The following is a 25428-nucleotide window of genomic DNA, read 5'->3' on the forward strand; positions in this document are numbered from 1 at the left end:
TCACATCCCGATCGAGGCGAAGAAGATGGCGAAGATGCCGTCCATGACGATGACGAAGAAGATGCCCTTCACCACCGACGCGGTCGTGTGCTGTCCAAGCGATTCCGCGCTGCCCTGCACCGCGAGCCCTTCGACGCAGGCGACGATGCCGATCACCGCAGCCATCACGGGTGCCTTGACGATACCGACGATGAAATGATCGATCGAAATGGCGTCGCGCAGCCGCAACAAGAAGGCCTCCGGCTGGACAACGCCATAAAGCCAGGCGACGAGCCCGCCGCCATAGAGCGCGGCCATCGCGCCGAGGAAAGCGAGGATCGGCAGCGCAATCACGAGTGCCATCATGCGCGGCAGCACCAGCACTTCGATCGGGTCGAACCCCATGGTGCGCAGCGCGTCGATCTCCTCGCGCATCTTCATCGAGCCGAGTTCGGCAGTGTAGGCGCTGCCCGAGCGGCCGGCGACCATGATCGCGACCAGCAGCACGCCGATTTCGCGCAACACCAGCACGCCGAGCATGTCGACGACGAAGATATCGGCGCCGAACCTTCGGAAATGGAAGATGCCTTGTTGGGCGATGATGCAGCCGATCAGGAAAGTGATCAGCACGATGATCGGCACCGCGCGCCAGCAGACCTGCTCCATATGGTGCACGGTCGAGGTCAGGCGGAACGAGCGCGGGTGGATCAGGACGCGAAAGCCCGCCGCGAGCACCGCGCCGAGCATGTCGACGAGGCCGGCCATCGTACCGGCCACGCCGGCGACCGCCCGGCCGATCTGCTCCAGCATGCCGATGATGGTGATCGTGCTGCCGTCGACCACGGGCGTCGCCCTGACCCGCCGCACCTCGTCCACCAGGCTCGAATAATTGGCGGAGAGCCCCGCGATCTGGGCCTCGACAGGTCCTTTCGTCAGGCTGCGGCGCAGCCGCTCGATCAGCCAGGCACCGAACGTGTCGAGCTTGGCGACTTCGGAGACGTCGATGAAAATGCTTTGGGGGCTGCCGGCGAGCTGCTCGGCATCGGCCACCATCCGCTCCAGGACCGGCGCGAAGCTCGCGGTCCAGGTCCCGGTGGCGCAGAGTGCAAGCGCATTGCCCTTGGCAACCCGTTCCAGCTTCGGATCGCCGCTCAAGATGTCCGCTCCCCTGCCGGGACGGAGGAAAACAGAAGGTTGCGCACGCGCCCTTACCTAGAGAAGGTATCCCCAACTGGCCACTATTAGTTGCTAGAGGTAACCAGCAGGTTCAGATTTCGCCAGGGTTCAAAATGACTTCCAGCAAACTTGTCTCCCTGGCGGCACGAATCGAGCGCTTTCCGATTGCCGGCAGCTTTACCATTAGCCGGGGGGCCAAGACCGAGGCCGTGACCGTCGTGGCGGAGGTCAGCCAGGACGGGCTGACCGGCCGCGGCGAGTGCGTGCCCTACCCCCGCTACGGCGAGACTCCGGAAGCGGCGCTCGGCGCCATTCAGGCCATGCAGCAGGCCGTGGCGGGCGGGCTGACGCGGCAGGCCCTCCAGGCGGCAATGCCGCCTGGAGCGGCTCGTAACGCGCTGGATTGCGCCCTGATTGACCTCGAGGCCAAGGCGGCCGGCCTGCGCGCCTGGAACCTGCTGGGCCGCCCGGAGCCCGGCGAGCGGACGACCGCCTACACCATCTCCCTCGGCACGCCCGAGAGCATGGCCGCGGCGACCGCCAAGGCCGCACACCGGCCGCTGCTCAAGATCAAGCTGGGCGGCGAAGACGATCCGGCGCGGATCGCGGCGGTGCGCAAGGCCGCACCCGAATCCGAGCTGATCGTCGACGCCAACGAGGCCTGGAACGACGCCAATCTGGAGCACAATCTTGCCGCCTGCGCCGACGTCGGCGTCACGCTCGTGGAGCAGCCGCTGCCCGCTGGCAAGGACGAGGCGCTGGCACGGATCAAGCGTCCGGTCGCGGTCTGCGCCGACGAGAGCGTGCACGACCGCTCGTCGCTCGAGCCCCTGCGCGCGCGCTACGACGCCGTGAACATCAAGCTCGATAAGACCGGCGGCCTCACCGAAGCGCTGGCCATGGCCGATGCTGCGCGGTCGCTCGGCTTCGAGATCATGATCGGCTGCATGGTCGCGACCTCGCTGTCGATGGCGCCTGCGATGCTGGTGACGCCGCAGGCGCGCTTCGTCGATCTCGACGGCCCGCTGCTGCTGGCGCGCGATCGCGATCACGGCCTGCGTTATGACGACAGCCTGGTTTACCCGCCGGACGCTTCGCTCTGGGGATGAGACTTGAGCCGGTGCCGCGCCGACCAGATCACCAGCGCACCGGCAGCGGCCATCGCGGCCATGACGTAATACAGGCCGTCGCCGATGCGGGCGTAGATCGCGCCTGACGCGATCGAGGTCGTTGCGCCCAATAGACCGTTGCACGCGGCGTAGTAGCCCTGTCCCCGCGCAATCTGGTGCGCCGGCACGCGCTGCACCAGGAGATTCATGGTGCCGATGATGGTCATGCCGAAGGTGAGACCGTGGCCGAGTTGCACGATCGCGAGCAGCGCCAGCGGCGGCTCGTTGGCGGTGACGATCCAGCGCACCACGGCGCTGAGCCCCCCGATTGCCATCATCGTGGACGGATGCAGCGAGACGCGCGGCGAAAGGGCGAACACGACGATCTCCGCGATCACACCCAGCGTCCACAGGGCCGCGATCGTCAACCCGCCGAGGCCCTGGAGCTGCCAATTGATGGCCGAGAAGGTGTAATAAGCGACGTGGCTGCCCTGGATCAGCGCCGCCGAGGCGATGATCGCCCAAAAGCCGCCATCGCGCAGCAAGGCCTTGCCGGCATGCGTCTCGGCGGTCCTGCGCCTGACCTCGTCGAGCGGCTGAAGCAGCAAGCTGGCGAGAACCGCAACGACGGCCCATGCCACGATGACCCAGATCAGATCACGTGGCGCGATGCTGTCGACGAGATAGCCGCAGGCGAGCGAGCCTCCGGCGAACGCCGCCGAGCCCCACAGCCGCAACGGCCCGTAATCGAGCCCGTAACGCGCGACACCGTGCAGCGCGTAGGCATCGGTCAGCGGCATCGTCGGCGTCCACATCATGCAGGTCAGCGCATAGATGAGGAACAGGGCCAGCGGCTGCTGCTGCAAGCCGACCGCGGTAAAGCCGATCGCCGTCGCCAGCACCGACACCATCATGGCGGCGCGAATAGCCTGCCGCTTTTCGGCAAAGGCGGTCACTTGCGGCAGCGTGGTGAAGCGCGTGATCGCCGGCAGCGCGTTGATGAGGCCGATCCAGGCCGCGTCGACGCCGATCGCCTTCAGCCATACCGGGAAGAACGGCAGATGCGTGCCCGAGACCGCGAAGACGGCCGAATAGAACAGGGCGAGGCTCACGGCGAAACGCCGCTTCTTGGCTTCCGCGATGGGGATTTGTGATTCGCCTGCCATCAAACCAATTGCGATTCGGTCGATATCGTGGTGATCGTTACAGTAACGCGCGGTGATTTGCGCGACGAGATTGTCATGGCCAACGAAGCATTCGCCCTTTCGCCCATGTCTGCCCGCGCGGCCGAGCCGAACGAGCAGGATTACGACGCGATCCGCGAAGCCTTCATGGAGACCGCGCGCGGCCGCTGGTTCCTCGGCGAATATGCCAAGCGCAACCGCAATGCCGACACCCGCATGGTGCTCGATGCGGTTGCGAAGATCGAAGAAACCCTTGCGGCACAGCGACAACCCGTCGTCGAGGACCGCCTGCCCGAGGCGCTGGTCGATATCCGCCGCGCCATCCGCGAGGCCGAGACGATTGCGATCGCGGCGTTCGATCCCGCCGCGATCGAGGCGAGCCTCGCGCCGATCCCGCGCGGGGTGCGTATCATCAAGGAGATCTCCTGGCGCTGGCGCGAGATCGGCGCCGACGGGCGAATCTGCGACCTCATTGATTCGCAGCTCGCCTCGATCGAGGCGGCCTGCGGACAGATTTCGACCATCGACCCCCGCGTCGAGCTCCAGGCTGCCTTCGATCTGCTGAGGGATCGGGTCGAGCAGCTCGACGGCGGCGCAACGCCGCAAGCGGCGCCTTACGAGCCGGCTCCGAGGCAGGAGGCGCCGTCGTCTGCTGACGTGCCGCCTGCCGAGGTCGCACCTGGCGCGATGGCCAGCGAAGCCCCCGTGGCTTCTACGGAGGCGCCGCAGGACATCGCAGCCACTCCTGAGGTCGAAGCAACTGGCGTCACTGAGACGTCTGCCGTTGCCGAGCGGGCCATGGACGCCGCAGTCGCGCCGGAGATCGTTGCCGAAAGCCAGATCGCTCCCGAAAACGCTGCGCTCGACCATGTCGTGCCTGATGATGCCAAGCTTGAAGGCGCCTCGTTCGAAGAGCCGGCCACTGAACCGGCCGCCTTGACGGAAGCAACCGAGGCGTTCTCGCTCGATGCCGCCGCGGAAGCCGAGGACGAAGCCATCCTCGAGGCCATCGCGCTGGAGATGGCGGCGCCCGATTCCGACTTCGACGAGATCATCGAGCCGGTGGAGAATGAAGCGGTCGCTCCGGAGCCGGCAGCTGCCGAGGTCGCAGCTCCCGTTGCGGCGGACTTGCCGGAGCCGATCGCGCCAGAGCCGGTCGTCGCAGCGGTCGAGGAAGAGCCCGCGGACGCGCCGATCGCGATGGACTCGCTCGCGCGCCTCACCGACGCCATCGCGGAAGCTGCCGCCGAAGTGATGGAGCAGCAGGCCCCGGCCATGGCGGCCACGGCAACATTCGCGGCAGCGCCAACCGCGCCGCTGCCGATGCCCTCGCCCCTGTCCGCGTCCTTGCCGGAGCCCTCGCTCGGCGCCACCATCCTCGCCAGCGGCATCTTGCAGAAGCCCCGCGCGCCGGCGAACGACCCGCTCGCGCCCATCCGCCGCATGACCCAGGCCGAGAAGATCGCGTTCTTCTCGTAAACCTCAGCACCCCACTCCCGTGTCCCGGATTAGCAGCAACGCCCTTTGTGTTGATGCGCAGAGCCGGGACCCAGAAGCCACGTTCCCCGCTGCTACATGGGCGCCAACTTCGCGATTTTGTACGATGTCGTCTGCCGATTGCGCGCAAGCGTCGCCTCAGGCTGCCACGGCCGTACTTGGAACAAGCCGCAATCAACGCGTCCACATCCGCCGAAGCGTAGGTAGCTCCGCGACAAACCGTTTGGCTGTTGATGCGCTCTCGGCTTGCGAGGTCAGTGCACATCTTGGCGGAAGCGCAATGCTATCTCCTGGTGCGAGGACACTGAGCTTGTGACTATCCAGATCGTGAGTGCGTTTGCGGCGTAGGACAGCAATTCGCAGACACATTCGATAAGTTGATCTGTTCCATGTCGAGCGAAACTGGGATTGCTCAATGCGCAAGAGTAAACGAAGCATGTGGAACTCTGGGATTCCGTCTGGCCGTAGGGTTTTACCCATGCGCATTTTGCAATTGCATTGCTGCTCGCGGTGCACTTGCATCGAAATCGTGGCGTTGCGCGGTTGAGCGTTGAGATTGTTGTTGAGAGCGAAGGCGTCTGGAAAATGAATTGGATATCAGTGCGCGTAGAGAAAGCAGACTTAAACAAATGTTGAGATCGCTGTTCGGCGCCGCTTCGAATGGAGGAAGCGGTGCAAGCGTTACCGCGGCTTCGCTGTGGTAATGGCTCCCGGCGGATTTGCTAACCGCCTTCTTGCAACACTTCCGCGATCAGACTTCGATCTGCTGGCGCCCGAGCTGGAGATGGTCGTCCTCGATCACAACGCGGTGCTCTCGCAAGCGGGCGAGCAGGTCGATTACGTCTTCTTTCCTCATGCCGGCGCCATCTCGCTGATGGTCGACATGGCGGATGGCCGGACGGTCGCAACCGCAGTGATCGGGCGTGACGGGGTCGTAGGCAGTCTTTCGGTGCTGGGGCCGTCGCCTTCGGCCATTACCGCCATGGTTCGGGTGGCGGGCACCGCCTCTCGGATTTCCGCGTCGCGATTTCACGCCGCTTTTGCCCGGAGCCCTGCGATCCGCCACGCAATCCAGAGCCACGTTAGAGCGATGCTCATACAGTTTCAGCTCGGCTCGGCCTGCCATGCGCTGCATCCGGTCGAAGCCCGCATGTCGCGTTGGCTGCTTCAGTTGCGCGACTGCGTCGACCAAGACGTCCTTCCGCTCACCCAGCAGGAGCTGTCGCAAATACTCGGTGTCCGGCGAACGACGGTGACGCTCTTGATGCGCAATCTGCGCGCGTCCGCTGCGATCATCTCTGATCGAAGAGGCCAGATCGAAATCGACCGGTCCCGACTGGCGGCGGCCGCCTGCGAGTGCCACGACACCATGCGGCGCGAAATCGAGGAGGTGTTCTCGATGGGGATGGGCCGATCACGCGAAACGGCCCTTTCGCGAGATCGGCGAATCCTGACCAGCGAACCCGGCGGCGCAGGGTAAGCTGCTTTCAATCGGGTCGAGACACGCCGCAACCTTGCACGATTGCCCTCCTCGTCCTTCCGGGGAAGTCAGGAGGGCGCTGGTGAACTAAAAGCCAGTTGCCGGAGAGAGAAGGACGGTGCGTCGAACCTGATCACGTTCTCTCGGGTCGATCACTGTCCCCTGCAGATTTGCATTGCGCCTCGATTTTCGCAAGCTCGCGCAGCACCGCCGCCACCTCGCGCAGTTCGTTGCGCGCGGGGCCCGGCTTCAGTCGTCGTGCTTCGTCAAGAAATTCCCTGGCCTGCATCAAGAAGACGGAGCGTGCATTGGTTGTTTGCGCCCGCGCCATCGTGTCCCTCCAGATTACGATCCACGCGCTGTGGGGACGGTCAGGCCGTGTGCCACGGCTGAGGCGCTGCGCGAGCGCTCGGCTCATCCACCCAGCCTTCCTGTGCAAACCAGGCGTGATCGGCCTGACAGATCGGACAATGGGTGCGCCTGAAAAACACAATGCTGCGCAAAAAACTCTCGCGATCGGCCTTGATGCCGGTGGGGATAGCGCGGCCGCTTCGCGGGCATTTGATCATGACCATTCCCATGTGACCTCCCTTTGCACGTCAGCTTGCATTCCGAAACAAAGGCCGGCCCGTCAGATTGCGCCTCTTATTGGTGCGGCTACTTGGGGGGCATCGCGCACCTGGCCATTATCGGTCGAGCATGTGGGGGCATGTTCGTGGCGAGGCTTGTTCCGACGGGCCGGTTTCCCTCCTGAAGGACTCTTGGACGAGAGCTTTTTAGCTGGGCGGATGCAGGACCTTGGCGAAGTACTTCTTGATCGGCTCGCCGGTTTCTTTCGCAAGCTTCTCCCCAAGCCCCCACAATTCCTTGTTCTGGGCGGACGCGGTGTCGAAGGTCTTGCGCGCTTGCGCAACGGACAAGGTGAAAACATCCGGGACTGACTTGCTACCCAGGGCCTGCGCGAAGAAGTCGATCGCGGACACCGTATTGGCGTTCGACATTTCGATCAGCTTGGCCGCGTAGTCGGTTGCGCCCTTGGCATTGCTCGAATACGTCTCACACAGCGCTTCCGCCATCTCCGCCGACGCGACCTTGATTTTCTCGCAGCCTTGCTGTGCGCTGGCGACCCCCTGCTCGGCGAAACCGCCGATCGCGCTAGGCAACGGGATATTCGGGAACCCGAACAACGGAATTGCGTAACCATTCGTCCCGTTCAGTCCAACTTTCACTTCGCTTTCACTCACGGCACCATCCTCGTTCTCAAGCGGCATCATTTCCCGAGAGGTTGACTTGCCTCATGGGACTGGAGGCGAGGACATGTCCCCGCTTCCGTGTTCGATCAGATTCAAAGGAGCTCTTAACCCCGGCCCTGAGATGCCATCATGCGCGAAGCAAGCGGACGCTGTCGGTTCGATGTGCGACTCTCGGTGAAATTTTTCTCTCAGATGTCAAGACACGCAGTCGTCATATCTACAGGAATTGTGCTGTGCGGTGGGAGCCTCGTCAGGGGTGTGAGGCACTCCGCGCGAGCGCGCTCTGAATCGTTCCTGCGTCGGTGGCGGGGCGCCGCGCCATTTCGGAGTATGCTATCGCCGCCAAAACCGGCCAGCTCTCCGACCCAGTCCAGTTGAAGCACTGTCGCCGTAATGCAAATCGCCGTGGCGAAGGAACTAGCGGCGCGCCATTCTACCCTCGAGCACGCGTCTCGCTACGACGCGACCCAGCCTTGGCGCGAGCCGACCTTGTCGTTATGCGCAGGCCATCGGGGTGCGGCTCTGAGATTCGGGTCCAACTGCTCTCGCCGCCAAAGGCAAGCGGCCATCGACACGCAGCCGACTGTGACCAGTAGTCCATGCGCCGCGCGGAGGGGCTGCGCGCCAAGGAATTGCGGAATGTATAAAGGACATCCCGATGGCAACGGGGACGCCGCTTGCCTTTGGATAGCGACAGGAGCGCCAATGCGCCGTTGCGGTCCCACCTGCATCGGCCCGCGGTGCCCCGGCTCTGCAGCGCACCGCCGAAGGAGCGCTGCGCTGCGTCCGGGGCGCGAGAGCGCCGCGCGAGCAATTACCCGCAATTCCAGATCGGGCCAATCGGCGTTCGCGTCCAGCATGGCCCGAAACTGCCGCCATTGTAGCGGCCGCCGCCGAAGCCGGGGCGGCCGAAATAGTGCCACTCGCCATCCCAACGGTAATACTGAGGTACCGGGTCGATGTACCAGTGGCGCCGGTCTGCGCGCGACAGACGACGCATTGCGTCCTTCTGCTTGTAGAGCGGGATGCTGTTGCTGAGCGGCTGTCGATAGCCCGGCAGGAAGCCGTAGCCTTGCCAGACCGGCTTGGGCCGCTTTTGAATCGACGCAGCCGGCGCGACGGCAGGGAGCAGCGACAGGATGACAGCAACAGATAGACACACAAGGCGAGACATGAATCGACCATAGTCGGTCAGTTGCGCGGAGGCCATTCAAATTCGGGTGCAGAGTTCTGCGCGACGTTGCGCAGAATGATTCCTTAGCTGATCACGCCCTTGCGGATCAGGAAGCAGCCATAAGCTCGGCTGTCGCCCACCTGCACGACGCCGAAGCCCGCCGCCGCCGCGCGATAGAAATGCGTGCGTGAGAGTTTGCCGGGAGCAACGGGGCCGCCGGCCGCGCGTTCGATCTCCGCCAACACGGCGCGCTGCACGTCCGGGACTCGATCGGAATCGTCCACCGGCATCATCACGCGCACCGGATCGGGATCGAAATCGTCGAGCGGATAGAGCGTCATGATTGCGCGGACGGCCGTCTCCATGCGCATGCCAGGCAACTGGATCAGGCGCTGCGACGAGGTCGCCGCGGCAATGCGGGTTGCGGGATGGTTCGCGTCGACGACCACGAGATCGTCGCCGTGGCCCATCGAGGCGAGCAGCCGGAGCAGGTCGGGTGTCAGGATCGGATCGATCGATTTCAGCATGTGACGGACTGTCCTCCCAAGCGATGGCTAACCATAGCAGGTTCCAAACGTGATTCAGATCACGGAGCCTACCATCGTGATCGTGATCACGGACGTCAAACTCGAACGCGGTCAGGCTTCTTCGCAACCAATCTCGCATCGAGATGAGTGCCAAAGGAGCACGCCATGTTCCGCCTAAAGCATTTCCTGATGACTGCGGGTCTTCTGGGAAGCCTGTTCGGCTTCGCCTGCGGACCCGTTTCCGCGCAAGTCGCCCCGGTTGCACCGGCTCCCACTGTGCTGCAAGGCCCGGAGCAGCGGGTCGCGCTGGTGATCGGTAATGCGAACTACCAGAACGCGCCGCACCTTGCGAACCCCGACGATGACGCGCAATCGATGGCGCAGTTCTTGAACTCGGCCGGCTTCGAAGTGGTCGCCGCGACCGACTTGACCCAGAACGACATGCTGCGCGTCGTCCAGGACTTTTCCGCCAAGGTCGCTTCGCGCGGTCCGAACACGGTGGCGATGGTCTACTACGCCGGTCACGGCGTGCAGCTCGCCGGCGAAAACTATCTCGTTCCCGTCGACGCCAAGGTCTCGAGCCCGACCGAGCTCGTCAACAATTCGGTGCGCCTGGTCGACGTGATGTCGACGCTGGAGACGATCCCGAGCCGCATGCGCATCGTCATCCTGGATGCCTGCCGCAACAACCCCTTCCCCCAGATCAACGACGCCGGCCGCGGCCTTGCCATTGTCGATGCGCCGAACGGCTCGATCGTCGGCTACTCGACCGCACCGGGGGCCGAAGCGCTCGACGGCACCAACGGCCACAGCCCCTACACGCAGGCCTTCCTGAACGTCGCGCGCGAGCCCAACGTGCCGATCGAGCAGCTGTTCAAGCGCGTGCGCCTGCAAGTGAACCAGACCACCAGCGGTGCGCAAATCCCATGGGAAAGCTCGTCGCTGACCTCTGATTTCACCTTCTTCGGCGACACCGCCGTTGCCGCCAACCGCGCGCCGGTGAAAGCGCCAGTGGTGCAAATGGCCTCCAACCTGCCGAGCCGCTCGACCCGCCAGGCCTATGACTACGTCGTGTCCGAGGGCCGGCCGGAATATTATCAGGAGTTCATCCAGATGTACCCGCACGACCCGCTTTGCGACCACGTCCGCTGGCTGCTCAACAATCTCCTGATCTCGCAGGCCTGGCACAAGGCTGTGCTCGCGAATTCGCCTGTTGCCTACAAGAGCTTCCATGACAGCTTCAGCAACAGCCCCTATGCGCATGTCGCGCTGAAGCTGCAGGCGCAGCCGAAGGAGATCCCGTTGATGCAGGCGACCAAATTCCTGGCGCCGCAGAACATCGCCCCGACGCTTAAGATCGGCAATCTCGGTCAGCCCAAATACATGCCGCTGATGCAGCAGGACAATGGCGGCGCGCATGTAAACGGCAATTTGCCAGTCGTGCAGAAGCCGCTCGATGGCAACCTGATCGGCAAGCTCGGCAATGGCGGCCACATCGTCAACCTGCCGGCGGGCAACAACCAGCCGAACCAGCAGAACGGCACTTCGTCGCAGACCCCGGGCAAGATCGTCACCCTGCCTGCGCCGACCAACACCATGCCGAATGGCGGCAACGCCAACGGCAAACCCGGCAAGATCGTGAGCATGCCGGTCAATGTCGGCAAGGGCGGCCCGAACGTCGAGGCGAAGCCCGTTCAGAACCAGAACCACCCGATCCGCATCAACAATGGCAACACCGGTATCGTGAAGCTCAACACCAATGCGGCGAACAAGGTGCAGGTCCAGAATAACGTAGCGAACAATCGTCCGCAGCTCAACTCGATGCCGACCCGCATGGTCAACAGCGGCAACAACTTTCGCCGGTCGATGAACCAGGCGCCGAGCATGGGCGGCAACAATCGCCGGAGCTTCATGCACTGATCGCGCGGAGAAAGTGCGCACCCTCCCCCGCTTGCGGGGGAGGGTGCTTCCACAGTCGAGGACCCCCGAGAGGAAAGAGCCCCCACCCGGCGCTTCGCGCCGACCTCCCCCGCAAAGCGGGAGAGGTTGCACCGAGCAAGGGGCGAGCTGAATCCGCCAAGCACAATGCGAAAGGGGTAGAGCGGCAACGCTCTGCCCCTTTCTGGTCATTCCAGATTGTGCCATGAGGCGCAGGCCGCGCTCATGCGCGCCCCGGAATGATGCTAGCTAAGCCACCAGCTCGGCGAACAGATCCGCATCGACATTACCGCCGGAGAGCACGATGACGACGTTCTTGCCGGCGACGTCGAGACGTCCCGCCAGCAGAGCGGCAAGGCCCACGGCGCCGCCCGGCTCCACCACGAGCTTGAGCTCGCGATAGGCAAACGCCACGGCAGCACCGACTTCGGCATCCGACGCGGTGACACCGCGCGCGAGCAGCTTGCTGTTGATCGCAAACGTCATCTCGCCGGGCATCAGGGCCATCAGCGCATCGCAGATGGTGCGGCCTGCCGGCGGATGCGGCTCGCGATGACCCGCGGTCAGCGAAATGCCGTGATCGTCGAACGCCTCCGGCTCCGCGACTACGATTTCGGCCAGCGGATAGCGCGCCTTCACGGCCGTCGCGACGCCCGCGATCAGGCCGCCGCCGGAAGCCGGCGCCACCACGATGTCGGGGGCAAGGCCGAGGCCCGCCATGTCCTCGGCGATCTCGCGGCCGGCGGTGCCCTGCCCCGCAATCACGAAAGGATCGTCATACGGCTTGACCAGCGTCGCACCGCGCTTCTCGGCAATGCCGCGCGAGATCGCCTCGCGGTCGTCGCGGTCGCGATCGTACAGCACGACCTCGGCGCCGTAGGATTTGGTGCGCTCGCGCTTGGACAGCGGCGCATCCGCAGGCATCACGATGGTCGCCTGCATGTCGAGGATCTTCGCCGCGGCCGCCACGCCCTGGGCGTGGTTGCCGGAGGAGAACGCGACGACGCCGCCGGCGCGCTTGTCCTGCGGAATCGAGAATACCTTGTTGAAGGCACCGCGGAACTTGAACGAGCCGGTGCGCTGGAGCATCTCCGGCTTCAGGAAGACCTTCGCGCCGACGCGCTCGTTGAGCACGGGGAAAGACAACAGCGGGGTGCGGATGGCGTAAGGCGCGATCACGCGCGCTGCGGCGTCGATGTCGGCGGGGCCGACCGGGAGGAGCTGTTCGGTCATATCAGACCTTATCGCGGCCTGGGAGCCGCGAGCAAGACACCTCCCCGCGAGGATTTTGGTCGATTAGGCCACGAAGCGCGGCTGTTCCGCCCCGTTCCGGCAGGGCAGCACCGCGCCCAGTCCCTCGATGCTGGCGACGAAAGCCCGGGCCGAAGCCTCCCAGGTGTAATTGGCGGCGAACGCGACGCAGTCCTGCCTGGAGATGTCGAGCGCGGCGAAGCAGGCGTTGCGCAGATCGTGATCGAGCGCGCCGACCGGCGCATTGCCGATCACGTCGCGGGGCCCCTTCACCGGAAAGGCCGCCACCGGCAAGCCGCTTGCGAGCGCTTCCAGCAGGACCAGGCCGAACGTGTCGGTCTTGCTCGGGAACACGAAGACGTCGGCCGCAGCATAGATTTCCGCCAGCGCCTCGCCGTGCTTCTCGCCGAGGAAGATCGCGTCGGGATAGGCCTCTTCGAGCGAGGCCCGCGCCGGACCGTCACCAACGATCACCTTGGTGCCGGGCAGGTCGAGGTCGAGAAAGGCCTCAAGGTTCTTCTCCACCGCGACCCGGCCGACCGAGAGGAACACCGGCGCCGGCAGACAGAGGTCGATCGCGCGGGGATGGAACAAATGGGTATCGACGCCGCGCGGCCACAGCACGACGTTGTCGAAGCCGCGCTCGGCGAGCTCGCGCGCGAGCGCAGGCGTGGCCGCCATCACGGCGCGACTGGGCGCATGGAAGCGGCGCAGCGCGCGCCAGATCAGCGAGCCCGGCACCGGCACGCGAGCACGGACATATTCTGGAAAGCGGGTATGGAAGCTGGTCGTGAACGGCAGCTTGCGCTGGCGGCAATAGCGGCGGACCATCAGGCCGATCGGCCCCTCCGTCGCGATGTGGATGCTGTCCGGGCGTGCTTCTTCGATCAGCTTTGCAATTCGCGCCGGGCGCGGCATGGCGAGGCGCACGTCGCGATAGCTCGGCATCGCAAAGGTGCGGAACGATTGCGGCGTCAGGAACGTGAACGCGACGCCGAGCCCCTCTGCCGCGTCGGCCAGCTTGGTCAGCGTCCGAACCACACCGTTGACTTGCGGGTGCCAGGCGTCGGTCGCGACCAAGATGCGCATCAGGCAGCTCTTGCCGCGACCTGCGGGACGGTTGCCGGCTTCTGCAAATGATCCGCCCAGGTGATGATCTCGAAACGGCCGTCGTCGTGCTCGACCAGCGCGGTGCAGCTCTCGACCCAGTCGCCGCAATTCATGTAGCGAATGCCGGCCTCGTCGCGGATCACGGCGTAATGGATGTGGCCGCAGATCACGCCGTGCGCGTCGTGACGTCGCGCTTCGGCGGCGAGCGCCTGTTCGAACGCGCCGATATAGTTCACGGCGTTCTTGACCTTCTGTTTGGCCCATTGCGACAGCGACCAATAGGGCACGCCGAACAAGCGGCGGAAGAAGTTGACGAGGCGGTTCATCTGGATCGCGAAATCGTAGGCCTTGTCACCGAGATGAGCGAGCCAGCGCGCGTTCTGCACCACGAGGTCGAAGATGTCGCCGTGAATGACGAGATAGCGCTTGCCGTCGACGCCGGTATGAACGGTGTTCTCGACCACGTCGATGCCGCCGAAATGCGTGCCGTAATAGTTGCGCAGGAACTCGTCGTGATTGCCGGGAATGTAGATGACCTTGGCGCCCTTGCGCGCCTTGCGCAGCAGCTTCTGGACGAGGTCGTTATGGGATTGCGGCCAGTGCCAGCTCGATTTCAGCGCCCAGCCGTCGACGATGTCGCCGACGAGATAGATGGTGTCGGCATCGTGGTAGCGCAGGAAGTCCAGCAGAAGATCGGCTTGAGAACCGCGGGCTCCGAGATGGACGTCGGAGATGAACAACGTGCGAAAGCGCCGCTCCGGGCTCTCGTCACTCACATCGTAACTTCCCATGCGCCAGCCTGTAACAATGTCCCGTGACAGGGGGATGACCGATTGAACTCTTGAGGCACCTTCCGATACGAATCACGCCTTGCCTCGCCTGCCCTGCGAATATCAGTCGCATGCGACAATCAGGCGACATGGCGCGCAGCGCCTCGTCCAAGATCAGATTGGCACTGGAAGCCCGGAGGGCAGGCGCTCCCTCTCCCGCTTGGGCGAGCGGTCGTCAGTAGAACTTGTGGAAATGATGGATCGGCCCGTGGCCGTGGCCGACGCTGAAGCGGTCGGCGGCGCCAATCGCAGCGCTGATCCAGGCCTTGGCGCTGCGGACCGCCTGCTCGAGCGCCTCGCCTCTGGCGAGACCCGCCGCGACGGCCGAGGACAGCGAGCAGCCGGTACCATGGGTGTTCTTGGTGGCAAGGCGGGGCGCCGCTAGCGCGATGGCGTTGTCGGCATCAACCAGATAGTCGACGCTCTCCGCGCCCTCGCCGTGTCCTCCCTTGATCAAGACCGCGCGGCAGCCGAGCGCCAGCAGACGGCGCCCCTGGCTTTCGATCTCGGCCTGGTTGGCCGCGACCGGTGCATCGAGCAGCGCAGCGGCCTCGGGCAGGTTCGGCGTGATCACCGAGGCCAGCGGTATCAGTCTCGTGCGCAACGCCTTGACGGCGTCGGAGGCCAGCAGCCGGTCGCCGGATGTTGCCACCATCACGGGATCGAGCACCACGTGCCGGGGCGCCCAGCGCGACAGCGCGGCCGCGATCGCGTCAATGCTGGCGGCCTGGGCCACCATGCCGATTTTCACAGCGCCGACATCGAAATCGGAAAACACCGCATCGATCTGCGCGGTGACGAACTCGGCCGGCACCGCATGAATACCCGTGACGCCGCGCGTGTTCTGCGCCGTCAACGCCGTGATGGCGGAGGCGCCATAGACGCCGAGCGCGGCAAAAGTCTTCAGGTCCGCCTGGATGCCGGCGCCCCCGCTCGAATCGGAGCCGGCGATAGTGAGCGCCACGGGCGTCGTCATCGCCGGAGACATCTGCTTGATCCGGACACAGCCATGGCCTGTCCTAGCGCGACCGTGGAACACCAGCAAGCGCGACCAGCGGCAAGCCACGCCGATTCGCGACACAGCCGTGCTCCAGCTAAGGCCCGCCCGGACCCGAAAAGCCATTTGGCGGGAGCCTTGCGCGCAAATGTCGAGATCAGGACGAGCTCGGGCTGCGGCATGATCATGGCCTTTGCGGATCGCGCCCAGCTTGAATCCGGGCCGCGTGCATGCGCAAGCGATCGTGCTGACCAAGCCGTATCGCAAGATCGAGCTCGCGCAGCGGCTCAGGGATGCATTCGCCGCCGTGGCCGTCACCTGCTGAGCGCCGGACCCGCATCTGGCGGCAGGCAAGTTCGCTTGCTAAATCCGGCCGGTTTTGGCCTATTAGCCGGCTAGATGTGCTTTCGGAGTGACCGCGATGGTTCCCTTTTTCGTCCAGATCAAATGCAAGCTCGGCCAGTCCTATGTGGTCGCCAATGCGCTCGCCGAAGCCGAGATCGCCTCTGAGATCTACTCCACGGCCGGTCAATACGACCTCCTGGTGAAGTTCTACGTCGACAAGGACACCGACATCGGCCATTTCGTCAACGAGAAGGTGCAAGTGCTGCCAGGCATCCAGGACACCCTCACCATCATCACCTTCAAGGCGTTCGGCACCGGCTAACGGTGCGTCATCGATGCGGGATAAGTTTGGTTTATATCGTACGAGCCAACGGTTCACCTCTCTCGAAGGGAGAGGTCGGATCGCATCGATAGATGCGATCCGGGTGAGGGGTTACAGTCTCACGATCGAGCTAACCTTCATCACGCACTAGCTGCCCTGCTTGCGCTTGGGCGGCGTCGGGCCGTCCACCGGCGGCAGCGATTTGACGTAGTCCGCCATGGCCGCGAGATCCGCGTCCGGCAGTTGCGAGGTGTTCTTGATCACACGCGTCATCGCGCCGCCGACGCTGTCGCCATCGGGCAGTTCGCCAGTCTTGAGGAAATAGGCGATGTCCTTCGCGCTCCACTCGCCAAGGCGCTTCTGGGTGATGTTGGGGACCCAGCCCTCGCCTTCCGGATTGGGGCCGCCGGCAAACCGCTCGCTCGCGATGATGCCGCCAAGCGCGTTGCGCGGGCTGTGGCATTCGGCGCAATGGCCCAAACTGTTCACGAGATAGGCGCCGCGATTCCATGCCGGCGACTTCGCGCCGTCGGCGACGAACGGCTTGCCGTCCAGAAACAAGAACTTCCAGATGCCGACATTGCGCCGGATGTTGAAGGGAAAACTGACATCATGGTCGCGCACCTTGCCCGCAACAGGCGGTAGCGTTTTCAGATAGGCGAAGAGGTCGAGCACATCCTCACGCCCGGCGTGCCGATAGGACGTATACGGAAACGCCGGAAAATAGTGCTGCCCGGCCGGCGAGACCCCGTGCATCACGGCGTTGACGAAATCGGCGTCGGTCCATTTGCCGATGCCGTCATTGGGATCGGGCGAGATGTTCGGCGCGTGAAACGTTCCGAACGGCGACTTGATCGCGACGCCGCCACCGAGCCTGAGACGATCAGGCTGATTGGGAACGGCATGGCAGGACGCGCAGCCGCCGGCGTTGAACATCACCTCGCCATTGGCAAGATCAGGCGCGTGCGGCGGCGTGGTGCTCGCGGCTGCCACTACGGGCGCGCTGAGCCACCAATAGACGCCACCTGCGGCAAGCGCAGCGAGCAGCGCCACGAGAATTGTTCGTTGCAACATGCACGTCCATTCGTTCTGGCGGCGAACCTACGACCGATCTGCGCGCGGCTCCAGCCACGAAGAATTTAGCCTGCCCCGGCTGGAGACGGGAATAAACTGAAACATCGGCTGTTGGAAGTTTAGCAGCCCAAACGGGTTCAGCAGGGAGAATGTTATGAACAAGACCGTCATCGCCGTGTCAGTGCTCGCGGCCGCTGCTTTCGCAGGGCCGGCCAGCGCCGAAAAGCTGAAAGCAACGCTCGATGCCAAGTCCGAGGTGCCGGCAACGACCAGCAGCGGCACCGGAACGGCCGATCTGGACTACGATGCCGCCAGCAAGAAATTGTCCTGGACTGTCACCTATTCCGGGCTCTCTGGCCCTGCCACAGCCGCTCATTTTCATGGCCCGGCCGAAGCGGGCAAGAACGCCGGCGTTGCGGTCGCGATCCCGAATGCGACATCGAGCCCGGTCAAAGGCGAAGCGACGCTCACCGAGGCGCAGGCCGCCGATCTGCTCGGCGGCAAGTACTACATCAACATCCACACGGCGGCGAACCCCGGCGGCGAGATCCGCGGCCAAGTGACGAAGTAAGCGCAAACGCTGCGTCGTCGCGGAAGGGCCGGGCGCAGGAGGGGCGCCCGGCCTGTTCGATTCTCGCCACGCTCAAGCCGCGTTCAGTGCCTGCGTGAGATCTGCGATCAGGTCCGACGGATGTTCGATGCCGATCGACAGCCGGATCGTGGAATCGAGGACACCGATTTTCCGGCGGATGTCGGCGGGAACGCCGGAATGGGTCATCGTCGCGGGGAGGCTGGCAAGCGATTCCGTTCCGCCGAGGCTCACCGCGAGCTTGAAGATCTGGAGCGCGTCGAGAAATTTGACCGCCGCGTCCTTGCCGCCGACGATGTCGAACGAGAACGTGGAGCCGGCCCCCGAGCATTGCTGTGCGAACACGCGTCCGGCCGGCGACGTATCCTCGTGGTGACCGAGATAATGGACCTTCGCCACCTTGGCGTGACCGCGCAAAAAGTCGGCCACGAGGCGCGCATTCGCATCGGCCTTCTCCATGCGCAGGCTCAGCGTCTCCAGCGACCGGTTGATCATCCAGCAGGAATGCGGATCGAGCTGGGTACCGATAGCGCCGCGCAGCGCCTTGATGCCCTTCATGATTGTTTTGGAGCCGAGCGCGGCGCCGGCGATCAGGTCGGAATGACCGCCGACATATTTCGTGAGCGAGTACAAGGAAATGTCCGCGCCATGCTCGATCGGCCGCTGAAACACCGGTCCGAGCAGCGTATTGTCGCAGGCGATGATCGGTGTGTGCCCCTGGCTCTTCCCGATCGTCTCGGCGACACGGCGCATCATCGCAATGTCGACCAGCCCGTTGGTCGGGTTGGCGGGAGTTTCGATCAGAATCATCGACACCCGGCCCTTGCGCATGGCCTCCTCCGAGGCCTGGCGGACCGCAGCTTCGTCAACGCCATCGGCGAAGCCGACGGCGCCGATCGACAGACGCGCAAGCGTGTTCGTCAGCAGGGTTTCCGTCCCGCCATAGAGCGGCTGGGAGTGCAGAATGACATCGCCTGGGCGGACGAAGGCAAGGATCGTCGTCGCAATGGCCGCCATGCCGGATGAGAACAGGGCGCAGCTCTCGGTGCGTTCGTAGATCGAGAGCCGGTCCTCGACGATCTCGCTGTTGGGGTGATTGAAGCGCGAATAGACCAGGCCCGCACCCATCCCTTCCGGCGGCTCGCGCCGGCCGGCGACGAAATCGAAGAAGTCCTGGCCGTCATCGGCCGTCTTGAAGACGAAGGTCGAGGTCAGGAACACCGGCGGCTTGATGGCGCCTTCCGATAGTTGCGGATCATAGCCATAGGTCAGCATCAAGGTTTCCGGATGCAGCATATGGTTGCCGATGTGCGTCTTCGACGGGAACGGTTTTGCCATGGCCTGTCTCGCTGTTGCTTCAGTTCCTCGCCGGGCGTTGGAACCCTGATGTCATGAGGCAGTCAGGCGCGAGATGCGCCAGCATGCAACAGCTCACATCAATGCCGCCGCGGCTGGAGCAAAGATAACCGCTCTCACGGCGATCCGTCAGGCCTTGCGGACCGATTTCCCCCTGGGCCGTGCGCCAACGCAAAAAGGCGGCTGCTTGGCAACCGCCTTTCTCGATTTCCCGTACCCCGGATGATGTTGGCGTCAGCCGTTCTTCACGCGGTAGGTCTCGTGGCAGCCGCCGCATTCCTTGCCGATTGCAGGCATCGTCGCCTTAAGCGAGTCGAGATCCTTGATCTTGGCCTTGGCCTCGCCGACGAGCTTGGCAAAGCTCGCGACCCTCGCGTCGAAGCCGGCCTTGTCCTCCCAGACCTTCGGCGAGATGCTGTAGTCGCCGTCGAGCTTCACACCCTTGGCGCTGGCCGGAAACAGGTGCGGCAGCTTCTTGGCGGTATCCTCGAACTGCGCCAGCGCGCTGTTCACCGTAGCCTGATCATAGGGCTTCTCGCCCTTGACCATCGCCGAAATCGCGCCGGCGTTCTTGCCGTTGCCCTTCATGAGGGTTTGAACTTCCTTGGCAGAGTCCTGCTGCGCCCAAACCGCGCCCATACCGAACAGGAACGCGCCCCCGACAACCAACGCTCGCTTCATTCGCAAAGTCCTTTTTCCATGATGCAGGATCGTGCCGACCCTCCTGAGGCCAACACCGGTCGGCAGGGTTCATTCCATCGCGTGAATCACAGGCTATGGCGCCGGTGGTGCTCGTTGATCGCGATCCACACCCGCTCGGCCGTTGCCGGCATGTCGATATGGTCGATCTTGTATTCGCGCCAGAGCGCATCGACGATGGCGTTGACGACGGCCGGACAGGAGCCGATCGCGCCGGCCTCGCCGGCCCCCTTGACGCCCAGCGGGTTGGTCTTGCAGGGGACGTTGTTGGTCTCGAACACGAAGGCCGGCCCGTCCGCCGCGCGCGGCACCGCGTAGTCCATGAAGGTCGCGGTGATGAGCTGGCCGTCGCCCGCGCCATAGACCACCTGCTCCATCAAGGCCTGGCCGATGCCCTGCATGGCGCCGCCATGCACCTGCCCCGCCAAGAGCAGCGGATTGAGTGTCTTGCCGAAATCATCGACGATCACATAGTTGACGATTCTGATGATGCCGGTGGCCGGATCGATCTCGACCTCCGCCAGATGCGTGCCGTTGGGATAGGTGCCGTCCGCGCTGGCGAAGGTCGCGCTGCCGTTCAGCTTCGACGGATCGGCGCCGGGCCGCTTGGCGAGGTCGGCGAAGGAGATCGAGCGGTCGGTGCCGGCGATCCGGATCACGCCGTCGGTAATTTCGAGATCGCCCGCGCTCGCTTCCAGCGCCTGCGCTGCGAACTCCTTCAGCTTCTTGCCCAGCTCGCCAGCAGCACGCTCCACGCAAACGCCGCCGGTGGGTATCGAGGCTGAACCGCCGGTGCCGAGACCTGTCACGATCTCGTCGGTGTCGCCCTGGCGGATGTGCACACGCTCCGGCGGCAGGCCGAACTGTTCGGCGACGATCTGCGCATAGGCCGTCTGATGGCCCTGCCCGCTCGATTGCGTGCCGATCAGGACGGTGACGTCGCCATTGGGATCGAGACGGACATTGGCGGTCTCCTCGCCCATCACGCCACAGATCTCGACATAGCTGGCAAGCCCGATGCCGCGGATCAGCCCTTGCTTCTTGGCCGCCTTGGCGCGCTTTCCGAACTCCTTCCATTCCGCGATCTCCATCGCGCGCTTGAGATGCGCGGCGAAGTCGCCGGAATCGTAGATCTTGCCGGTCGCGGTCTTGTAGGGCAGCGCTTTCGGCGGGATGAAATTCTTGCGGCGGATGGCGTCCGGCGTCATGTCAAGCTTTCGCGCGCAGGCGTCGACGAGACGTTCGATGACATAGGCCGCCTCCGGCCGCCCGGCGCCGCGATAGGCATCGACCGGTACACTGTGGGTGAAGATGGTGCGCACCCGGCAGTGGAAGGCCTGGATGTCGTAGAGGCCAGGCAGCATGCCGGCCCCGCCATGCGGGATGTAGGGCCCGAAGGTCGACAGATACGCGCCCATGTCGCCCATCAGGTCGCAATCCATCGCGAGGAACTTGCCGTCCTCGGCTAGCGCCATCTTCGCGGTGGTGACGTTGTCGCGGCCCTGCGCGTCGCCCATGAAATGCTCGGTGCGGTCGGCCGCCCACTTCACCGCCTTCTTCAGCTGTCGCGCGGCGACTGCCATCAAGGCGTATTCCCGATAGGGAAACAGTTTTGTGCCGAAGCCGCCGCCGACGTCGGGGCAGATCACCCGCATCTTGTCGGTGGGGATATTGAGCACGTTCTGGCAGAGGATGTCGCGCAGGCGATGGCTGCCCTGGCTGCCGACGGTGAGCGTCAGATGGTCGCGCTTGGCGTCGTATTCGCACACGGCCGCGCGCGTCTCCATGAAGCTCGCGACCACGCGCGGATTGACGATGGAGATTTCGGCGACTGCATGCGCCTTGGCGAAGGCGGCTTCGGTCGCTTTCTTGTCGCCGATCGAGACGTCGAACAGCACGTTGCCGGGCTTGTCCGGCCAAACCTGCGGGGCCCCGGGCTTCACGGCGTTCACGACACCGGTCACCGCCGGCAGCGGGCTCCATTTGACCTCGATCGCCTCGATCGCGTCGCGGGCCTGGTCGATGGTCTCGGCGACGACGAAGGCGACGGCATCGCCGACATGGCGCACCTCATCCTTGGCCAGGATCGGGTAAGGCGGGCCGGTGAAGGGATCCGTCTCGAGGTTGAATAGGCAGGGCAGATTGCCGAGATCCGCAACGTCATCTGCGGTCAGGATCAGCGCGACGCCCGGCAAGCCGCGGGCGCGGCTCACGTCGATCGTGTATTTGGCATGCGCGTGCGGCGAGCGCAGCATCAAGCAGCGGAGCGCGGCCTGCGGCGCGTAATCGTCGGTGTAGCGGCCCTTGCCGCGGATGAGTGCGTCATCCTCTTTGCGCAGCACGCTTTGGCCAACGCCGAACTTGATGGGAGCCGCCATTTTCTTTCCCGTTCTCATGGTTGTTTTGCCGGCATATTGCCGTGGAAAAACCGGCAAGGCAAACGGGTTTGGGCATGCAGGGTCCGCCAAACTCGTTCGCCGCCCTCACCTGTCAGAGCGGGATGGGCGCAAAGGTCGCAGCCCGGTCATTTTCCTGCGAAGATCGGTCCGGTTATTGGCATGATAGTTGCCGAACCAACCCCGCGGCGCACTCCTATGAACAAGCAGCCGTGCTGACCGCCGCTTGCTCGCAAATCGCATGTCTGCTTCTGACGCCGGTCAGTCACATCACACCACGGCTCCATAGATGCGTCGTGCTATCTCTCAGCCTATCGATAGCTCGTTGAGGTGTGATGTAGTCGATCTCGCCACGCGTCAAGCCGATATCCATCAGCTCCCTATCACTCAGGTTCTGCAATTTGACTCGCGAGCCCTGGCGCCAGCGACGCTCCTGAAACGCACGCCAATATCGCTTGAGCAAGCCCGGGACGATTCGCGTCGATGCGGTCGTCGGTCCAGCAGCATACTGACCCGACAAAGCGTCGTCCGGCGCTGCAATGGACGCGTTGAAGTGCGCTGCCGCCAAAGCCTCGTCCATTGCCTCCTTCGCTAACACGATAGGCAAGTCGAGGCGGAGCGCCGCGCCATCGCGCTCAGTCCCGCATGGAATGTTCGTCAGTTGGGGTGGCATCGGATGCTCCTGCTGTTGAGCCGGCAGGGAGCGTGGCCAAACAAAAAGGCCCCGTCCGATGCCGGCGGGGCCTGGTGGAAATACGTCGTGGTCGATTCCTAGCGCACGACTCCTTCCACGGCCCGGCCGAAGCGGGTCATGTGGTTGAAGGTGACTTTGCGCGACGATTTGATCATGAGGTCCCAATAGCACGACAATCGTGCAAAATCAAGAGATGTGCGGAAGTTGATTGCAGCCTGAGGGCGAGCACAGCTCTAGCCATGCACGTCGGCCGCAGGCCGCGAAAAGCACCGGTCGCCCATGACGGCAGAATCGCCCCAGGCAGCGCCGGGCCTGCGGCATCACCGACGCCCTATGTCCGCTCGATAAGGTCCCAACGATTGCCGTAAAGGTCCTCAAACACCGCGACCATTCCATAAGGCTCACGGCGCGGCTCTTCGAGAAACTTCACGCCTCGCACTCGAAATGCTGCGTAATCGCGATCAAAATCGTCGGTCGCCAGGAACAGCAAGACGCGGCCGCCGCTCTGGTTGCCGATGGCCTGTGCCTGGGCCGGGTTCGCGGCCTTTGCCAGCAGAATGCCGCTCTCGGTGCTGCCAGGCGGCGCGACGACGACCCAGCGCTTCTCTTCGTCGAGACGCGTGTCTTCCCGAAGCTCAAATCCGAGCTTGTCGACAAAGAATGCAATCGCCTCGTTATAGTCTCGTACGACCACCGCGGTAAGGCTCAGATGTAGTCGCATGCAGAGCTACCAATTTGTTTCCACCTACGAACAACTGGTCGGAGCCACTATAGCTGGTTCAATCCTCAGTTGAGAACAGGGCCCTAACCGCGCACCAGCGAGACCAGCCAGCTGCGGCCGAACAGGACCAGGATCGCGAGCGCGTAGACGATGGTGCCGCCGACCGCGAGCAGGAGCAGCATCGCCTCGTCCCGGAAGTGCATCGCGCCCAGCCAAGAGCCGCTGAAGCGCGCAATCAGCCAGAAGGCGGCGGCAAGGATGATCCCGATTAGCAGGAATTTGATGACCGACAATAGCCAGGCGCGGTCCAGCACGAGAAAGCCTCGCCGCACGGCGAAGAACAGCACCAGCAGCAAATTGGTCCAGACACCGACGGCTGTTGCGAGCGCAAGACCAATCTGGGCGAGCGATCCCATCAGGGCAACCTTCAGGGCGACATTGACCGCAATCCCGGTCAGGGAGGCCCGGACCGGCGTTGCCGTATCCTTGCGCGCATAGAAGGTCGCGACCGCGCTGCGGATCAGCACGAAGGGGATCAGGCCGATCGCGTAGGCGGCGAGCGTTGCACCTGCGGTGGCCGCATCGGCCTTCGAGAACGCCCCGCGGGCGAACAGCGCGCGCATGATCGCGTCAGGCACAGTGATGAAGGCTGCGACGAACGGCACTGAGAACAGCAGCGTGAAGTCGAACGCACGGCGTTGCGCCTTCATCGCACCGTCGTGGTCGTTGGCCGTGATCCGCCGCGACATCTCTGGCAACAGCACCGTGCCGATGGCGATGCCGATCACACCGATCGGCAGCTGGTTGAGGCGGTCGGCGTAATAGAGCGCCGACAGCGCGCCTGCGGGCAGGAACGTCGCGATAATGGTATCGGCGAACAGCGCGACTTGTGTGCCCATCGAGCCCAGAGTCGCTGGTCCCAGCGCTTTGAAGAAGCCACGGACGTCCTCATCGAGCCTGAGCGGTGCGAAGCGCGGCAGGCCGCCGTGGCGAGCCAGATCGCCGGCGAGCAGGACATATTGCAGGAAGCCAGAGATCAGCACGCCCCACGCCGCCGCGTGCCCTGCGGTCGGAAACCAGGCGGCGACCGCCAACGTCATCATCATCGAGATGTTGAGAAAGATCGACGCCGCTGCGGCGCTGGCAAAGCGCTGCATCACGTTGAGCATGCCGCCATAGAGCGTCACCAGCGTGATCAGCAGGAGATAGGGAAACGTGACCCGGGTCAGCTCGATCGCGAGCTTGCGCTGCTCGGCATCGTCGGAAAAGCCCGGTGCAAGTATGCTCATGGCTTGCGGCATGAACAGCCAGGCGACGATCAGCAGCACGATTTGCGAAGCCAGCAGCAGCGTGAAAATGCGGTCGGCAAACAGTCGCGCTGCCCCCTCCCCGCATTCGCCGTGAACATGGGCATAAGCCGGCACCCAGGCCGCATTGAAGGCGCCCTCGGCGAAGATCGCGCGGAAATGATTGGGCAGCCGCAGCGCCACGAAGAAGGCGTCGGCCACGGGGCCGGCGCCCAGAATCGCCGCGAGCATGATGTCGCGGGCAAATCCCGTCACCCGCGAGAGCAGCGTGTAACCGCCAACCGTGAAGATGCGTCCGAGCATGCGGACTGTTTTAGAGCATGGCGAGATCAGGTCTAGGTGCAAACCGCAGCGAAGGTGTGCTCCCTCCCCCGCTTGCGGGGGAGGGTTGGGGAGAGGGTGGATCGACGACGAAGACTC

Annotated in this window: 23 protein-coding genes; 6 read left to right on the forward strand and 17 right to left on the reverse strand. The window is 64.1% G+C overall.

Annotated elements, in window-relative coordinates; genetic code table 11:
* Positions 1-1134, reverse strand: a complete 1134-nt coding sequence (locus IVA96_RS33610; RefSeq protein WP_247421952.1) for an ABC transporter permease — start codon at positions 1132-1134, stop codon at positions 1-3.
* 134 nt (positions 1135-1268) lie between these two features.
* Between IVA96_RS33610 and dgcA the strand changes: the two genes are divergently transcribed.
* A complete protein-coding gene (gene dgcA, locus IVA96_RS33615) occupies positions 1269-2264 on the forward strand; it encodes an N-acetyl-D-Glu racemase DgcA (protein WP_247421955.1) in 996 nt (331 codons plus the stop codon).
* Here the strand turns inward: dgcA and IVA96_RS33620 are convergent.
* On the reverse strand, positions 2234-3430 hold the full coding sequence (locus IVA96_RS33620) for a major facilitator superfamily domain-containing protein 6 (RefSeq protein WP_247421958.1): 1197 nt from the start codon (positions 3428-3430) through the stop codon (positions 2234-2236). The genes dgcA and IVA96_RS33620 overlap by 31 nt on opposite strands.
* A 75-nt stretch (positions 3431-3505) precedes the next feature.
* Here IVA96_RS33620 and IVA96_RS33625 point away from each other — a divergent pair, with 75 nt between their 5' ends.
* Positions 3506-4927, forward strand: a complete 1422-nt coding sequence (locus tag IVA96_RS33625; RefSeq protein WP_247421961.1) for a hypothetical protein — start codon at positions 3506-3508, stop codon at positions 4925-4927.
* Positions 4928-5729: 802 nt separating this feature from the next.
* Positions 5730-6425: a Crp/Fnr family transcriptional regulator gene (locus IVA96_RS33630; RefSeq protein WP_247421964.1), complete on the forward strand. Its 696-nt coding sequence runs from the start codon at positions 5730-5732 to the stop codon at positions 6423-6425.
* Positions 6426-6558: 133 nt separating this feature from the next.
* Here the strand turns inward: IVA96_RS33630 and IVA96_RS33635 are convergent, their stop codons facing one another.
* The 4 genes from IVA96_RS33635 to IVA96_RS33655 form a co-directional block, all read right to left on the reverse strand.
* Positions 6559-6756 (reverse strand): hypothetical protein, encoded by a 198-nt coding sequence (locus IVA96_RS33635; RefSeq protein ID WP_247278715.1) that lies wholly within the window; start codon positions 6754-6756, stop codon positions 6559-6561.
* Between the two features lie 445 nt (positions 6757-7201).
* Positions 7202-7669 (reverse strand): phasin family protein, encoded by a 468-nt coding sequence (locus tag IVA96_RS33645; protein ID WP_247421969.1) that lies wholly within the window; start codon positions 7667-7669, stop codon positions 7202-7204.
* An 823-nt stretch (positions 7670-8492) separates the two neighbouring features.
* Positions 8493-8888: a hypothetical protein gene (locus IVA96_RS33650; protein ID WP_247421971.1), complete on the reverse strand. Its 396-nt coding sequence runs from the start codon at positions 8886-8888 to the stop codon at positions 8493-8495.
* Between the two features lie 47 nt (positions 8889-8935).
* Positions 8936-9379: an RbsD/FucU domain-containing protein gene (locus IVA96_RS33655; protein WP_247421974.1), complete on the reverse strand. Its 444-nt coding sequence runs from the start codon at positions 9377-9379 to the stop codon at positions 8936-8938.
* Between the two features lie 165 nt (positions 9380-9544).
* On the opposite strand from IVA96_RS33655, the gene IVA96_RS33660 reads away from it, so the two are divergent.
* Positions 9545-11299 carry a caspase family protein gene (locus IVA96_RS33660; protein ID WP_247421976.1) on the forward strand — a complete coding sequence of 585 codons (1755 nt, stop codon included), beginning with the start codon at positions 9545-9547 and terminating at the stop codon, positions 11297-11299.
* A 267-nt stretch (positions 11300-11566) separates the two neighbouring features.
* Here the strand turns inward: IVA96_RS33660 and IVA96_RS33665 are convergent, their stop codons facing one another.
* From IVA96_RS33665 to thiD, 4 genes are all read right to left on the reverse strand, one after another.
* On the reverse strand, positions 11567-12550 hold the full coding sequence (locus tag IVA96_RS33665) for a threonine/serine dehydratase (RefSeq protein ID WP_091892002.1): 984 nt from the start codon (positions 12548-12550) through the stop codon (positions 11567-11569).
* Positions 12551-12613: 63 nt separating this feature from the next.
* Positions 12614-13657, reverse strand: a complete 1044-nt coding sequence (locus IVA96_RS33670) for a glycosyltransferase family 1 protein (protein WP_247421978.1) — start codon at positions 13655-13657, stop codon at positions 12614-12616.
* Positions 13657-14469, reverse strand: coding sequence for a UDP-2,3-diacylglucosamine diphosphatase (locus IVA96_RS33675; RefSeq protein WP_247278723.1), 813 nt, complete (start codon positions 14467-14469; stop codon positions 13657-13659). The genes IVA96_RS33670 and IVA96_RS33675 overlap by 1 nt, the downstream gene beginning before the upstream one ends.
* 214 nt (positions 14470-14683) lie before the next feature.
* Positions 14684-15484: a bifunctional hydroxymethylpyrimidine kinase/phosphomethylpyrimidine kinase gene (gene thiD, locus IVA96_RS33680; RefSeq protein ID WP_247278724.1), complete on the reverse strand. Its 801-nt coding sequence runs from the start codon at positions 15482-15484 to the stop codon at positions 14684-14686.
* A 442-nt stretch (positions 15485-15926) separates the two neighbouring features.
* Here thiD and IVA96_RS33685 point away from each other — a divergent pair, with 442 nt between their 5' ends.
* Entirely contained in the window at positions 15927-16172 is a 246-nt protein-coding gene (locus tag IVA96_RS33685) for an Lrp/AsnC family transcriptional regulator (RefSeq protein WP_061878884.1), read from the forward strand.
* 147 nt (positions 16173-16319) lie between these two features.
* Here the strand turns inward: IVA96_RS33685 and IVA96_RS33690 are convergent, their stop codons facing one another.
* Positions 16320-17246 carry a cytochrome c gene (locus tag IVA96_RS33690; protein WP_247421980.1) on the reverse strand — a complete coding sequence of 309 codons (927 nt, stop codon included), beginning with the start codon at positions 17244-17246 and terminating at the stop codon, positions 16320-16322.
* Positions 17247-17400: 154 nt separating this feature from the next.
* Between IVA96_RS33690 and IVA96_RS33695 the strand changes: the two genes are divergently transcribed.
* A complete protein-coding gene (locus tag IVA96_RS33695; protein WP_247278726.1) occupies positions 17401-17817 on the forward strand; it encodes a CHRD domain-containing protein in 417 nt (138 codons plus the stop codon).
* 72 nt (positions 17818-17889) lie between these two features.
* Here the strand turns inward: IVA96_RS33695 and IVA96_RS33700 are convergent, their stop codons facing one another.
* The 6 genes from IVA96_RS33700 to murJ all read right to left on the reverse strand — a co-directional run bounded on the left by IVA96_RS33700 (position 17890) and on the right by murJ (position 25311).
* Positions 17890-19173 carry a cystathionine gamma-synthase family protein gene (locus IVA96_RS33700; RefSeq protein WP_247421982.1) on the reverse strand — a complete coding sequence of 428 codons (1284 nt, stop codon included), beginning with the start codon at positions 19171-19173 and terminating at the stop codon, positions 17890-17892.
* A gap of 252 nt (positions 19174-19425) precedes the next feature.
* Positions 19426-19872 carry a cytochrome c gene (locus IVA96_RS33705; RefSeq protein ID WP_247421985.1) on the reverse strand — a complete coding sequence of 149 codons (447 nt, stop codon included), beginning with the start codon at positions 19870-19872 and terminating at the stop codon, positions 19426-19428.
* Positions 19873-19958: 86 nt separating this feature from the next.
* The gene (locus IVA96_RS33710; protein WP_247421989.1) at positions 19959-22268 is read right to left on the reverse strand and encodes a xanthine dehydrogenase family protein molybdopterin-binding subunit; all 2310 of its coding nucleotides are present in this window, start codon (positions 22266-22268) and stop codon (positions 19959-19961) included.
* Between the two features lie 283 nt (positions 22269-22551).
* Positions 22552-22959 (reverse strand): DUF1127 domain-containing protein, encoded by a 408-nt coding sequence (locus tag IVA96_RS33715; protein WP_247421992.1) that lies wholly within the window; start codon positions 22957-22959, stop codon positions 22552-22554.
* Between the two features lie 352 nt (positions 22960-23311).
* Entirely contained in the window at positions 23312-23701 is a 390-nt protein-coding gene (locus IVA96_RS33720; protein ID WP_247421995.1) for a VOC family protein, read from the reverse strand.
* A gap of 83 nt (positions 23702-23784) precedes the next feature.
* Positions 23785-25311 carry a murein biosynthesis integral membrane protein MurJ gene (gene murJ, locus IVA96_RS33725; RefSeq protein ID WP_247421997.1) on the reverse strand — a complete coding sequence of 509 codons (1527 nt, stop codon included), beginning with the start codon at positions 25309-25311 and terminating at the stop codon, positions 23785-23787.
* Positions 25312-25428 lie beyond the last annotated feature (117 nt).

The organism is Bradyrhizobium sp. 159 (genome assembly GCF_023073795.1).
Taxonomy (GTDB): domain Bacteria; phylum Pseudomonadota; class Alphaproteobacteria; order Rhizobiales; family Xanthobacteraceae; genus Bradyrhizobium.